Source organism: Neotabrizicola shimadae, from assembly GCF_019623905.1.
GTDB classification, from domain to species: domain Bacteria; phylum Pseudomonadota; class Alphaproteobacteria; order Rhodobacterales; family Rhodobacteraceae; genus Neotabrizicola; species Neotabrizicola shimadae.
Map to the genome: position 1 here is coordinate 2,136,256 of NZ_CP069370.1, position 13,397 is coordinate 2,149,652.

The following is a 13,397-nucleotide window of genomic DNA, read 5'->3' on the forward strand; positions in this document are numbered from 1 at the left end:
CGTTCGCACTCTGCCCAACCTGCGGGCATAAGCGAATTCGGCCGCCCGCTTTCGGGCAGAACGAATCGGATGGGAGGATGGCCTGAGCAGCCCGTTTCGCATCGCCTTGACGGGCGAGCGAAGGATGAGGGCTCAGGCCGAATGACTGGGTGACAAGATGCTGATTGGAGTGCCGTCGATCCTTGGGCCCGAGCTTCTGTATGCGCTGCGCGCGATGGGGCACGGCGACGAGATCGTTCTGGTGGATGGCAACTACCCTGCGCAGGAACATGCCCGCCGGCTGGTGCGGGCGGACGGACACGCGTTGGTGCCCCTGCTGGATGCGGTGCTGCGCTTCCTTCCGCTGGACACGCATGTGCCACATGCAGTGATGCGGGCCAGCCTGAACAACAACCCGGCGCAGAAGGCGCCGATTCATGCCGAGATCGAGGCGGTCGTGGCACGGCGCCATCCTGGCTTTCCCGTCAAGGCGATGGCGGGTGATGATCTCTATCCGCGCATTCGCTCGGCCCACACGGTGGTTGCAACCTCTGAACCGCAGCCCTATGCGAACGTCATCCTCCGCAAGGGTGTGATCCTGCCGGATGCAGGCTGAGGCGCGATGAAGCAGGACCCCGAGCAAACGTTCGACAGACCCCTTCCCGAGGATGTCGGGTTCCGGGGATCGAACCAGTCGGGGATGCGCGACAGAAACGAGCGCGTTGTGCTGTCGCTGGTGCGTCAGAACGGGGCTTTGGCGAAATCGGACATCGCGCGCGTGACGGGCCTGTCGGCGCAGACGGTCAGCGTGATCATGCGCCACCTGGAGGACGATGGCCTGCTGATCCGGGGCGAGCCGGTCCGTGGCCGGGTCGGTCAGCCATCGGTGCCGATGTCGCTGAACCCGGAAGGCGCGCTGTTCCTGGGGCTGAAGATCGGGCGGCGGTCGGCAGACCTTGTTCTGGTTGATTTTACCGGCAACGCGCGGACGATGCGCCGGCGCGTCTACCGCTATCCCACCCCTGGCGCGGTTGTCGCCTTCGTCGCCGAGGCCCTGCCCGACATTCTGCGCGACCTGCCGGCGCCCCTGCGCAACCGGATCGGCGGGCTGGGTGTGGCGATGCCCTTCCAGCTGTGGAACTGGGTCCAGGTGATCCATGCGCCACAGGACGAGATGGACCAGTGGCAGACCCGCGACATCCAGACAGAACTGGCCGCGCTGACCGGGATGCCGGTCTTTCTTCGCAACGACGCCAGTGCCGCCTGCGGCGCCGAACTGATCTTCGGCACGGGCGAACGGCCCACGGATTTCCTGTACTTCTACTTCGGCACCTTCATCGGCGGCGGGCTTGTTCTGTCGGGCCGGCTCTTCACCGGACGCACCGGCAACGCGGCGGGCGTCGGGCCGATGCCAGTACCCGGCCCCGACGGCCGGATGCGCCGGCTGTTCGACGCCGCGTCAATGTCGGTTCTGGCCGAGGCGATGGAGGCGGCGGGCGAGTCCTCTGATCACCTTTGGGGCGCGCCGGATGCCTGGCATGTGTCTGAGCGGATCCTCGATGCCTGGCTGGACGGCGCGGCGGAGGGGCTGGCCTCGGCCACACTGTCGGCCGCGACGCTCCTCGAACTGGAAGCCGTGCTGATCGACGGCTGGATGCCTGCGGCTATACGCGCCGAAATCGTGCGCCGCACCGAAGCGGCGCTGTCGCGGTTGGACCTCGCGGGGGTCACGCCGCCCGCCATCCGGGAAGGCACCGTGGGGCCGCACGCGCGCGCCCTGGGCGCCGCAGCGATCCCTCTGTCGCAGCGCTACCTTATCGATTCCGGCACGGTCGGACGCGAGGGCTGACGAAGACGGCCACCGCGCTTGACATCGCGGCTTTCGGGAAACATTTGGGATTGAAGAAACCGGCCGGGCTCGCTCCCCGCGCCCCGGGAACACGACAACCAGGGAAGAGCCCCGCATGACCCTTGCCCTGATCGCCGCGCTTCCCTTCCTGGGCGCGTTGGCTGCGGCTCTGGCAAGCCGCATCTCTCGCCGGGCGGCCGCCATTGCGGCCGGCAGCGCCACCGCGCTCGCGCTGGCACTGCTGTTGTCGAACCTGCCGCAGGTCCTTTCCGGCACGGTGGTGACGGCCTCGGCCCCCTGGGTGCCGGCACTTGGCCTGAACGCCGCGCTGTTCCTGGACGGGCTGGGATTCTTCTTCGCCCTGCTGATCCTGGGCATCGGCCTCCTGATCGTGATCTATGCGGCGAACTACCTGTCCAAGACTGACCCTGCAGGTCCGTTCTTCACCTACCTGATGCTGTTCCAGGGGGCGATGACGGGCATCGTGCTGTCAGACAACATCCTGATGCTTCTGGTGTTCTGGGAGCTGACCTCGCTGTCCTCCTTCCTGCTGATCGGCTTCTGGAAGCACCTGCCAGAGGCGCGACAGGGCGCGCGGATGGCGCTGGCGGTGACGGGCGCGGGCGGGCTTTCCATGTTCGCGGGCCTGCTGATCCTGGGCCAGATCGCCGGCAGCTATGATCTGTCGGTGATCCTGTCCGAAGGCGAGGCGATCCGGTCCTCGGACCTGTACCTTCCCGCGCTGTTGCTGATCCTGCTGGGCGCCTTCACCAAATCGGCGCAGTTTCCATTCCACTTCTGGTTGCCGCGCGCCATGGCCGCGCCCACGCCGGTTTCAGCCTATCTGCATTCGGCAACGATGGTGAAGGCGGGGCTTTTCCTTCTGGCGCGGCTTTGGCCCGTGCTGTCGGGGACGCCCGAGTGGTTTGCCATCGTCACAACCACCGGTCTTGTCACAATGCTGGTCGGCGCCAAGATCGCCTTCTACCAGGACGACCTGAAAGCCCTGCTTGCCTATTCGACGGTCAGCCAGCTTGGACTTATCTGCATGCTTCTGGGCTTCGGCACCGAGCCCGCCGCAGTGGTGGCGATGTTCCACATCCTCAACCACGCGAGCTTCAAGGCCGCGCTGTTCCTTTCCGCCGGCATCGTGGACCACGAAGCGCATACCCGCAGCCTGAAGCGGCTTGGCGGCCTGCGCCATCTGATGCCGATCACCTTCACCATCGCCGGGATTGCCAGCCTGTCGATGGCGGGCATCCCGCCCTTCAACGGTTTCTTGTCCAAGGAAATGATGCTGGAGGAAGCGGTGCACACGCATTGGATGGGCAGCGACTGGCTGCTTCCAGCCCTGGTGGTCGTGGCCGCGCTGTTTTCGGTCGCCTATTCGTTCCGCTTTCTGTCCGGTACCTTCCTTGGGCCCGAGCGCATCGACTACCCCCACCAGCCGCATGACCCCGGCCCCGGTCTCTGGTTCTCGCCAGCCGTTCTGGCCTCTCTCGTGGTGGCCATCGGCCTGATGCCGATGACCCTGGCCGGCTGGCTGGTGGACGTGGCGTCCGAGGCGGTCACAGCCGCGCCGGTCGAGCTTTACGCAAAGCACTGGCACGGCCTGCAATCGGCGGCGATGTGGCTTTCGCTGCTGGCCATCGGTGGCGGGCTGGTGATCCTGGGGCTGGCACGCCCTCTCATCGAGTTTTGGACGCGCGTGCCCAAACCCGACGCCAAGCGCATGTTCGATGCGGGCATCGGCGGGCTGGTGCGGGTCGGCTCCAGCCTGACCGATGGTCTGCACAACGGCAGTTTCGCCCGCATGGCCGGCATCGGCGTGGTGGGCATGGCCGGGGCATCGGCACTGGCCTGGACCACGGGCGCGGCGGGCCCCCTGACGCGGGACATGACGCCGGTGAATCCTGTGGTGGTGCTGTGCTGGGCCATGCTTTGCGCAGCAACCGTGGCCGTGGCGGCACTGCACCGCCAGCGGCTCTTTGCCCTGATGATCCTTGGCATCGTCGGACTGACCGTCTCGGTCAGCTTTGCCTACCTGTCGGCCCCGGATCTCGCGCTCACCCAGGTCACGGTTGAAGTGGTGACGATCATCCTGCTGCTTCTGGCGCTGAACTACCTGCCGCGCAGCACCCCGGACGAGCTTCCCTCGGCGCAGCGCGTGGCGGCCTTCGCCATCGCCGGTCTGGCCGGGCTGGGCGTGGCCTGGCTGACCTGGACCATGCTGATGACCGGATCGGCCTTTCCCCTGATTTCCGAATTCCACCTTGCGGAATCCAAGCCCGGCGGTGGCGGAACCAATGCGGTGAACGTCATCATCGTGGACTTCCGCGGCTACGACACCTTCGGCGAGATCACCGTCCTTGGCATCGCCGCTCTGGTCATCAACGCCATCGTGGCAGCCGTGCTTCGGCCGGGCCCGGCCAACGACCGCCTGAAGACTTGGATCCAGGGCCGCGATGCCGGCGACCGCCACCCCCTGATGCTGGCCGTGGCCACCCGTCTGATCCTGCCGCTGGCAATCACCGTGGGCGTCTATCTCTACCTGCGTGGCCACAACCTGCCGGGCGGCGGTTTCGTCGCAGGCCTGGTCGTGTCAATCGCGCTGGTGCTGCAATACATCGCGTCAGGCTTCGCATGGGCCGAGGCGCGGATGCGGCTCAGCTATCTGGCCCTGATCGGCGCGGGCGTGCTGGTCGCGACCGCCACCGGCGCCGCGGCCTTCCTGTTCGACAAGCCCTTCCTGACCTCGACCCATGGCTATGTGAAACTGCCCCTGCTGGAGAAGTTCGAACTCGCCTCGGCAGCCGCCTTCGACCTTGGCGTCTTCCTTTGCGTGCTTGGGGCCGTGATGCTGGCGCTGTCCTCGCTCAGCCGCATCGCCATCCGGGCGGGCGAGACGGTGAACCTGCGTCCCTTCGACGTCGACCCGGGCCGGAAGGAGAACTGAGTTGGAATTCCTGTTCGCCTCGGCCACGGGCCTTCTGACCGCAGCCGGCGTCTGGCTGATCCTTCAGCGCCGCAGCTTCCCGGTGATCGTCGGCCTGTCCTTCCTGTCCTATGCGGTCAACTTCTTTCTCTTCGCCTCGGGGCGGCTGGCAATCGGCGCGCTGCCCATCGTTGGCGCAAGCGAGGCGCCGACCGATCCCCTGCCGCAGGCGCTGGTGCTGACCGCGATCGTGATCTCGTTCGGCATGACCGCCGTCATCGTGCTGATGGCGCTTGGCGCCTTCTTCTCGGGCGGGCATGACCGGATCGACCTTGACCGGCCCGACCGCGGGGAGGACCGGCCATGATGGGCAACTGGATCATTGCCCCCGTGCTGTTGCCTGCCATCGCCGGGGCGTTCCTCGTCATGACGTCAAGCGAGGCCGCGCAGCGCCGCCTGTCGGTCGTCGCCGTGATCGCAGGGCTGGTTCTGGCACCGGCACTTGCCGTATCGGCCACGGTCTCGGGGCCGCAGGTTTATCTGCTGGGCGACTGGCCCGCGCCCTTCGGCATCGTGCTGGTGCTCGACAGGCTCTCGGCCCTGATGCTTGTGCTGACCGCGGGTCTGTCGGCCTTTGTGATGGGCTATGTCCTTGGCTCCGATTGGGACAGGAAGGGCCGCCACTTCCACGCGCTCTTCCAGTTCCAGCTGATGGGCCTGAACGGAGCCTTCCTGACGGGCGACATCTTCAACCTCTTCGTTTTCTTCGAGGTGCTGCTGATTGCCTCCTACGGCCTCATGGTCCACGGCGGCGGGAAAGAACGCCTGCAGGCCGGGGTGCAATATGTGGGCTTCAACCTGATCGGCTCCACCCTGTTCCTGTTCGCGCTTGGCCTGATCTATGCCACGACCGGCACGCTGAACATGGCAGACCTCGCGGTGAAGGTGCCGCTGATGCCCGAAGACGATACGGCGCTTCTTCGGGTGGCGGGTGTCATGCTGCTCATCGTCTTCGCGGTAAAGGGCGCGTTGGTCCCCTTCCAGCTCTGGCTGCCGGGCACCTATGCCAACGCGCCCGGCCCCATTGCCGCGCTGTTCGCGGTGATGACCAAGGTCGGCGCCTATGCCGTGATCCGTGTCTTCACACCGATATTCCCGCCCGGCAGCCCGGCCACCGGCTCGCTGTACGCCGACCTGCTGTTGCCCGCCGCTCTTGTCACACTTGCCATCGGGGCCTTCGGCGTCCTTGGCGCATCGAGCCTCTTCCGCATGGTGGCCTTTGCCGGCATCGCCTCAATGGGCCTTGTCTTCACCGCCGTGTCCAGCTTCACGGGCGAAGGGCTGGTGGCCGCGCTCTACTACCTCGTCCATTCCACTGTCGCCGGGGCGCTGATGTTCCTGGTGGCCGACCTTGTCCTGCGCCGCCGCGGCACGGGCGAGTTGCGCGCACGCCCGGCGATCGCGCAGGCGGGGCTCCTCGCCAGCCTTTTCTTCCTGTCCGGCATCGCGTCTGCCGGCCTGCCGCCCCTGTCGGGCTTCATCGGCAAGCTTCTGGTGCTGCAGGCCAGCAGCGGCTCTGCCTTGACCTGGGCGGTGATCCTGGGCGGGTCCTTCGTGATGATCGTCGGCTTCGCCCGCGCCGGTTCGGTGCTCTTCTGGGCGGCCGAGCGCAGCAAGGCCCCTCCTGCCCCCGCCCCGGACCGTGCTGCCCTGGCCGCGACCCTGGCGCTTGCCGCCGTCTCGGTGGCGCTGACGGTCTTTGCCGGCCCCCTGACCGCCTGGCTGGAACCTGCCGCAGCGCTGCTGATCGACCCGGCCCAGACCATCGGCCTGCACGCCCTTCCCGGCCCAACGGGAGAGGACTGACCCATGCGCCGGCTCCTCCCTCATCCCATGCTCAGCTTCGCCATCGCCCTGCTCTGGGTCCTGCTCGCCAACGATTTCAGCCTGAACACCCTGGTTCTGGCCGCGATCCTGGCGCTGGTTATCCCCGCCATCACAGCCGCCTGGTGGCCCGACCGGCCGCGCATCCGCAATGTCCCGGCCTTTGTCGCCTACCTTCTTCTTGTGCTTTGGGACATCGTCGTCGCGAACATCGAGGTCGCGATGATCGTCCTCTTCAAGCCCGACCGAGAAATCAAGTCGGCCTGGATCACCGTCCCCATCGACCTGAAGCATCCCGAGGCCGTGGCCCTTCTGGCCGGCACCATCACCATGACCCCCGGCACGGTCACTGCCGACATGTCGCCCGACGGCCATGCGCTTCTGGTCCATTCCCTGCACGCACCTGACCCCGATGCCGTGCGCGATCAGATCAAGTCCCGTTACGAGGCCCGGCTGAAAAGGATATTCGAATGATCCTGTCCCTTGCCCTGACCTTTGCCTACGCCTGTTTCGCGATCGGGTTGGTGTTCAACCTGATCCGCCTTGTCCGTGGCCCCGATTTCGTGGATCGGCTCCTGGCCGTGGACACTCTGGTCATCAACATGATCGCGCTGATCCTGCTTTATGGCATCGACACCGCCACCGAACTCTACTTCGAGGCCGCGATGCTGTTCGCACTGACCGGCTTCGTTTCAACCGTGGCGTTTTCCAAGTTTCTCCTGCGCGGGGACATCATCGAATGACCGGCCTTTTCGCGGAAATCCTTGTTGCGGCGCTTCTGGTCATCGGCGGCGTGTTCGGCCTGATCGGATCATTCGGGCTGGTGAAACTGCGCGACCCGATGCAGCGCCTGCACGCGCCGACCAAGGCCGCCACCGTTGGGCTTGCCGGCGTGCTGGCCGCCTCGGCCTTCTATTTCTGGTTCATGCACGGAATGCTCACCTGGCACGAACTCCTGATCACCATCTTCATCATCGTGACGGCGCCGATGACCGCCTATTTCCTGTCCAAGGCGCATCTGATCCGCACCGTGCCCAAGGCCGACCTGCCGCCCACCGGCACTGGCCAGGACTGGGCGACCTTCACGCCGGACGATCCCGCCTCCCATTCCTGACCTTTCGGTCAAGAAATCGCGCATACCCTGCCCTCCGGCCTTGCCAGCACGGGCGCCGGGGTGCAAACCTGACCGTCGATCCAGGTGAAGCGGGAGGCCGCCCTTGAGCACCGAAACCCTCAGCCCACTCGTGGCGGCCGCAACCGCGCATGACCAGCTGCCGCAGCTGGCCCATGTCCGCAACCCCGGCATGGCACTGGACCTCGATTGGGTCATGGCCGCCCAGGCCAACACCTCGGCCATCGAACGTCGCGCCGCCACGATCGGCGGTCGCCGCAGCGTCAAGAAGGAATGGCAGGCCGCCTGGCTGCTGAAAGCAATCACGCTGATCGACCTGACCACCCTGTCGGGCGACGACAGCGAGGGCCGCGTGAAGCGTCTTTGCGCCAAGGCCCGCCAGCCGGTGCGCGCCGACATGCTGGAGGCGCTCGGGATGCCCGGCCTGAAGGTCGGCGCGGTCTGCGTCTATCACGACATGGTGGAAACTGCGGTCCGCGCCCTGGAGGGCAGCGGTATCCCGGTCGCCGCCGTCTCCACCGGCTTCCCGGCCGGCCTCTCGCCCTGGAAGACCCGCATCATGGAAATCGGCGAAAGCGTCGCAGCCGGAGCCCGGGAAATCGACATCGTGATCTCGCGCCGTCATGTGCTGACCGGCAACTGGCAGGCGCTTTATGACGAGATGGCCGAAATGCGCGCTGCTTGCGGCGAGGCCCATGTGAAGGCGATCCTCGCTACGGGCGAGCTCGGCACGCTGCGCAACGTCGCGAAGGCGTCGCTGGTCTGCATGATGGCGGGGGCCGATTTCATCAAGACCTCGACCGGCAAGGAAGGCGTCAACGCCACGCTTCCCGTAAGCCTCGTGATGATCCGCGCCATCCGCGACTATGAGGCGCGCTCCGGCATCAAGGTCGGTTACAAGCCGGCCGGCGGCATTTCCAAGGCCAAGGATGCGCTGCTGTATCTGGCGCTGATGAAGGACGAACTGGGCTGGCCCTGGCTCCAGCCCGACCTCTTCCGTTTCGGCGCCTCGTCACTCCTTGGCGACATCGAGAGGCAGCTGGAGCACCACCTGACCGGGCGCTACTCCGCCGCCAACCGCCACGCGATGGGCTGACCGAACGCACCCCGTCGACCGTTTGAAGTGACCGAAGAACAAGCAGGGGGCCAAGCCCATGACGACGCCGACCATCCGCGAGATCTTCGACTCCATGGCCTATGGCCCTGCACCCGAGGGCCATGCCGAAGCTCTGGCATGGATCGGCAAGCACGGCGGCCGCTTCGGACACTGGATCGACGGCAAGTTCACGAAGCCGGGCACGACCTTCGCCACGAAGAACCCGGCGACAGGCGCGGAGCTTGCCCAGATCACGCAGGGCACCGCCGATGACATCGACCGTGCAGTGACCGCCGCGCGCAAGGTGCAGGCCAAATGGGCCGCCCTTGGCGGGCCGGGCCGCGCGCGCGTGCTCTACGCTCTGGCCCGGCTGGTGCAGAAACACGCGCGCCTCTTCGCCGTGCTGGAAACGATCGACAACGGCAAGCCCATCCGCGAAAGCCGCGACATCGACGTGCCGCTGGTCGCCCGGCATTTCTACTATCACGCTGGCCTCGCCCAGCTTCTGGACAGCGAACTGCCGGGGCACAAGGCGCTTGGCGTCTGCGGCCAGGTCATCCCGTGGAACTTCCCGCTCCTCATGCTTGCATGGAAGGTCGCCCCGGCGCTGGCCGCCGGCAACACCGTGGTGCTGAAGCCCGCCGAATACACGCCGCTCACCGCCCTTCTCTTTGCGGAAATCAGCCGCGAGGCGGGACTGCCAAAGGGCGTCCTGAACATCGTCACCGGCGACGGCGAGACCGGCGCCACGCTGGTGGCTCATCCGGGCGTAGACAAGGTGGCCTTCACCGGCTCCACCTCGGTCGGCCGCAGGATCCGCGAGGCGACGGCAGGCTCTGGCAAGGCGCTCACGCTCGAACTGGGCGGCAAGTCGCCCTACATCGTCTTCGACGACGCCGACCTGGACAGCGCCGTCGAGGGGCTGGTGGATGCGATCTGGTTCAACCAGGGCCAGGTCTGCTGCGCAGGCTCCCGGCTTCTGGTGCAGGAAAGCGTGGCGGACCGCTTCCACGAAAAACTGAAGCGCCGGATGGACGGGCTGCGCATCGGCGATCCGCTGGACAAATGCATCGACGTGGGCGCGGTGGTGGACCCGGTGCAACTGGCGACCATCACGCAGATGGTGGACAGCAACACCGCCGGCGAAACCTACCGCGCCAACACGCCCGTGCCCCAGGGCTGCTTCTATCCGCCCACCCTCATCACCGGCCTCGGCACCGCCGACCGCCTGATGCAGGAGGAAATCTTCGGCCCTGTCCTTGTCTCCATGACCTTCCGCACGCCGTCCGAAGCAGTGGAACTCGCCAACAACACCCGCTACGGCCTTGCCGCGACCGTCTGGACCGAGAACGTCAACCTCGCCCTCGACATGGCGCCGAAGCTCAAGGCCGGCGTGGTCTGGGTCAACGCCACCAATCTGTTCGACGCCGCGGCAGGCTTTGGCGGCATCCGCGAATCCGGCTTCGGTCGCGAAGGTGGATGGGAAGGCTTGCTCGCCTACCTCAAGGCGCCGCTGCTCACAAAACCGGTGAAGACTACGCCAGCCATGGCCGCGCCCGCGGACCCCGAAGTCACCGGCATCGACCGCACCGCCAAGCTCTATGTCGGCGGCAAGCAGGCCCGACCCGATGGCGGCTATTCCCAGGCCATCTGGTCGCCCAAGGGCAAGCTTCTGGGCCATGTCGGCCTGGGCAACCGCAAGGACATCCGCAACGCGGTCGAAGCCGCCCATGCCGCCAGGGGCTGGGGCAAGGCCACCGGCCACAACCGCGCCCAGGTGATCTACTACATCGCCGAGAACCTCGCCGCCCGCGGGCCCGAGTTTGCCGCCCGCCTGCGTGACCTGACCGGCAAACCGGGCGAGGCAGAGGTGGACGCCGCGGTCAACCGGCTCTTCACCTATGCCGCCTGGGCCGACAAGTTCGACGGCGCCGCCAAATCGGTGCCCATGCGCGGCGTGGCGCTGGCCATGAACGAACCCGTGGGCGTCATCGGCGCACTCTGCCCAGACGAGGCCCCGCTTCTGGGTCTGGTCAGCCTGATGGCCCCTGCCATCGCCATGGGCAACGCCGTGGTGCTGGTTCCCTCCGAAACCTTCCCGCTCGCGGCGACCGACCTTTATCAGGTGCTCGACACCTCGGACCTGCCCGGCGGCGTGGTGAACATCGTCACCGGATCGCACAGCGAACTCGCCAAGCCGCTTGCCGGTCATATGGACGTGGATGCCGTCTGGACCTTCTCTTCCACCCCCCTTTCGGCGCTGGTCGAAAAGGAATCTGCCGCGAACCTGAAACGCACCTGGGTGAACAACGGCCGCAACCCCGACTGGTTCTCGCCCTCTGCCGAGGGCCGCGCCTTCCTGCGCGCCGCAACCGAGGTCAAGACGATCTGGGTGCCCTACGGCGAATGACCTGGGCGCCGGGCGCCTCAGGCGCGCCCGGCCGTACCTGACAGGCTGACCGGGTCAATGCCCGCCCCACGCAGCACCGCCGCCCATTTGCCCCCGTCGTCGAGCGAAAACAGCAGGTCCGCCGGAGCATCGGCCACGATCCAGTCGTTGCGCCGGATCTCGCCCTCCAGCTGCCCCGGCCCCCAGCCCGAATAGCCAAGCGCCAGCAGCGCACGTGCCGGCCCTTCACCCTTGGCCAGTGCCTCCAGCACGTCCAGCGTTGCCGTCATCGCCAGCCCGCCCGGAATGTTCAGCGTTGCGCTGCCGCCCGAGTAATCCGTGCTGTGCAGCACGAAGCCCCGACCCCGCTCTACCGGCCCGCCGAAATGCACGCGGATGCTGCGGCCTTCGGGTGCTGTCGCGATGTCCAGGTGCTCCAGCAGCCCGCGAAAATCCACGTCCCGCGCCGGATGGTTGATGATCAGGCCCATCGCGCCCTCGTCGGAATGGGCGCAAATCAGAATGACCGACCGCGCAAAGCGCGCATCGCCCATGCCCGGCATCGCCACCAGAACCTTGCCGCCCAGATCCAGCGTAGAGTCGTTACCCCGTCCCATGGTCTGAAGATGGCGGTGATGCGAGACGGCCTCAAGAGGCCCCGGCTCACATCGGCATCGCCTGAATGTGACTTCCCATCTTTCCGCCGATGCCTATGGTCCGGGCCATGCCGATCCGCCTTGCCCTCCTTGCCGCTCTGGCCACGTTCTCCCCTGCCGCCGTCTCTGCCGAGGCGCTGTCGCAGGACCAGGTCCTGACCGCCGCCCTGCTGCCCGGCTGGCAGACCGAATCCGGCGCCCGCATGTCCGCCCTCCGGCTCGACCTTGCGCCGCACTGGAAGACCTACTGGCGCAGCCCGGGCGACGCCGGCATACCGCCCGAATTCGACTGGTCGGGGTCGAAGAACCTGAAGGCCGTGCATATCCATTGGCCGGTGCCGGAAGTGTTCCACCTCAACGGACTGCAGACCATCGGCTACCGCGAGGAGCTGGTGCTGCCGCTGGAAGTTGTGCCCGAGGACCCCTCGCGCCCGGTCGAGCTTCATGCCCGCGTCGACCTCGGCGTCTGCAACGAAATCTGCATGCCGGCGTCGATCACGCTCGACGCAAGCCTTTCCGGCCCCGGCGCGCCGGACCGGGCCATCGCCGCCGCGCTTGCCCACCAGCCGAAAACCCCGCGCGAGGCAGGGTTGACTGACATCGACTGTCTCGTCGAACCCACGGCAGACGGGCTTCGTGTCACGGCCCGCATCGTGATGCCAGCCCAAAGCAAGGATGAAACCGTGGTCTTCGAACCGGGCCGTCCCGGCATCTGGTCATCCGCCGCGGACATAACCCGCGACGATGGCCGACTGATCGCAGTCAGCGAGATGGGCGCCTCGTCCGGCCAGCCCTTCGCTCTCGACCGCTCGTCCCTGACAGTGACAGTATTGTCCAAGGGGCGCAGCGTGGAAATCACCGGCTGCCCCGGCAACTGATCGCCCGGCAGATCACTTGCGCCGCAGGTGTTCCTCCAGCCTCGGCAGGATCTCGGCAAAGTTGCAGGGCCGGTGGCGATAGTCGAACTGGTGGACAAGGATCTCGTCCCAGGCATCGCGGCAGGCGCCCGGACTGCCGGGCAGGGCAAACAGATAGGTGCCCCCCGCCACCCCACCGCAAGCCCGGCTCTGCACTGCCGACGTGCCGATCTTTCCCATCGACACGATGGTGAACACCGTCCCGAAGGCCTCGATCTCCTTCTCATAGACGTCCCGGTGCGCTTCCACCGTCACGTCTCGCCCGGTCAGCCCGGTGCCGCCGGTGGAAAGAACCACGTCCACCTCCGGATCGCTGATCCAGCCCCGCAAGCGCCCGGCAATCAGCGCCCGGTCATCGGTCACAATGGCCCGGTCTGCCAGCACATGCCCCGCCCCGGACAACCGTTCCACCAGCGTATCGCCCGACCGATCGTCGGCCAGCGTGCGCGTGTCGCTCACGGTCAGGACCGCAATGCGCAGGGGCAGGAAGGGCTTGTTCGGATCAATCGGCACATCAGTCCCCATCGGATGCAGGTTCAGTCACGACCTCCGGCGCCTTG

13 protein-coding genes are annotated in these 13,397 nt (G+C 66.7%); 11 read left to right on the top strand and 2 right to left on the bottom strand.

All coding sequences use genetic code 11. The features are described from left to right. Positions 1-157: 157 nt before the first annotated feature. The 10 genes from JO391_RS10315 (at position 158) to JO391_RS10360 (ending at position 11,285) form a co-directional block, all read left to right on the top strand. Positions 158-595 carry an RbsD/FucU family protein gene (locus tag JO391_RS10315; RefSeq protein ID WP_220660412.1) on the top strand — a complete coding sequence of 146 codons (438 nt, stop codon included), beginning with the start codon at positions 158-160 and terminating at the stop codon, positions 593-595. 6 nt (positions 596-601) lie between these two features. After that, positions 602-1,828 carry an ROK family transcriptional regulator gene (locus JO391_RS10320; protein ID WP_220660413.1) on the top strand — a complete coding sequence of 409 codons (1,227 nt, stop codon included), beginning with the start codon at positions 602-604 and terminating at the stop codon, positions 1,826-1,828. 115 nt (positions 1,829-1,943) lie between these two features. After that, a complete protein-coding gene (locus tag JO391_RS10325) occupies positions 1,944-4,784 on the top strand; it encodes a monovalent cation/H+ antiporter subunit A (protein ID WP_220660414.1) in 2,841 nt (946 codons plus the stop codon). 1 nt (position 4,785) lies between these two features. Next, the gene (locus JO391_RS10330) at positions 4,786-5,130 is read left to right on the top strand and encodes a Na+/H+ antiporter subunit C (RefSeq protein ID WP_220660415.1); all 345 of its coding nucleotides are present in this window, start codon (positions 4,786-4,788) and stop codon (positions 5,128-5,130) included. After that, positions 5,130-6,629, top strand: a complete 1,500-nt coding sequence (locus JO391_RS10335) for a monovalent cation/H+ antiporter subunit D (RefSeq protein ID WP_220664524.1) — start codon at positions 5,130-5,132, stop codon at positions 6,627-6,629. The genes JO391_RS10330 and JO391_RS10335 overlap by 1 nt, the downstream gene beginning before the upstream one ends. A gap of 3 nt (positions 6,630-6,632) precedes the next feature. Beyond that, complete coding sequence (locus JO391_RS10340; RefSeq protein ID WP_220660416.1) at positions 6,633-7,121, top strand: Na+/H+ antiporter subunit E; 489 nt, start codon at positions 6,633-6,635, stop codon at positions 7,119-7,121. Next, positions 7,121-7,390 carry a K+/H+ antiporter subunit F gene (locus JO391_RS10345; protein WP_220664525.1) on the top strand — a complete coding sequence of 90 codons (270 nt, stop codon included), beginning with the start codon at positions 7,121-7,123 and terminating at the stop codon, positions 7,388-7,390. Before JO391_RS10340 ends, JO391_RS10345 begins: the two co-directional genes overlap by 1 nt. Further along, positions 7,387-7,761 carry a Na+/H+ antiporter subunit G gene (locus tag JO391_RS10350; protein ID WP_220660417.1) on the top strand — a complete coding sequence of 125 codons (375 nt, stop codon included), beginning with the start codon at positions 7,387-7,389 and terminating at the stop codon, positions 7,759-7,761. Before JO391_RS10345 ends, JO391_RS10350 begins: the two co-directional genes overlap by 4 nt. A gap of 103 nt (positions 7,762-7,864) precedes the next feature. After that, the gene (gene deoC / locus JO391_RS10355) at positions 7,865-8,875 is read left to right on the top strand and encodes a deoxyribose-phosphate aldolase (protein WP_259444666.1); all 1,011 of its coding nucleotides are present in this window, start codon (positions 7,865-7,867) and stop codon (positions 8,873-8,875) included. 58 nt (positions 8,876-8,933) lie between these two features. Beyond that, positions 8,934-11,285: an aldehyde dehydrogenase family protein gene (locus JO391_RS10360; RefSeq protein ID WP_220660418.1), complete on the top strand. Its 2,352-nt coding sequence runs from the start codon at positions 8,934-8,936 to the stop codon at positions 11,283-11,285. A 17-nt stretch (positions 11,286-11,302) separates the two neighbouring features. Here JO391_RS10360 and JO391_RS10365 read toward each other — a convergent pair whose 3' ends face one another. Continuing rightward, on the bottom strand, positions 11,303-11,857 hold the full coding sequence (locus tag JO391_RS10365) for a YqgE/AlgH family protein (RefSeq protein WP_220664527.1): 555 nt from the start codon (positions 11,855-11,857) through the stop codon (positions 11,303-11,305). Between the two features lie 131 nt (positions 11,858-11,988). Here JO391_RS10365 and JO391_RS10370 point away from each other — a divergent pair, with 131 nt between their 5' ends. Then, positions 11,989-12,798 (top strand): protein-disulfide reductase DsbD domain-containing protein, encoded by an 810-nt coding sequence (locus JO391_RS10370; RefSeq protein ID WP_220660419.1) that lies wholly within the window; start codon positions 11,989-11,991, stop codon positions 12,796-12,798. Positions 12,799-12,810: 12 nt separating this feature from the next. On the opposite strand, the gene moaB is transcribed toward JO391_RS10370, so the two are convergent. Then, positions 12,811-13,350 (bottom strand): molybdenum cofactor biosynthesis protein B, encoded by a 540-nt coding sequence (gene moaB, locus JO391_RS10375; RefSeq protein ID WP_259444667.1) that lies wholly within the window; start codon positions 13,348-13,350, stop codon positions 12,811-12,813. Positions 13,351-13,397 lie beyond the last annotated feature (47 nt).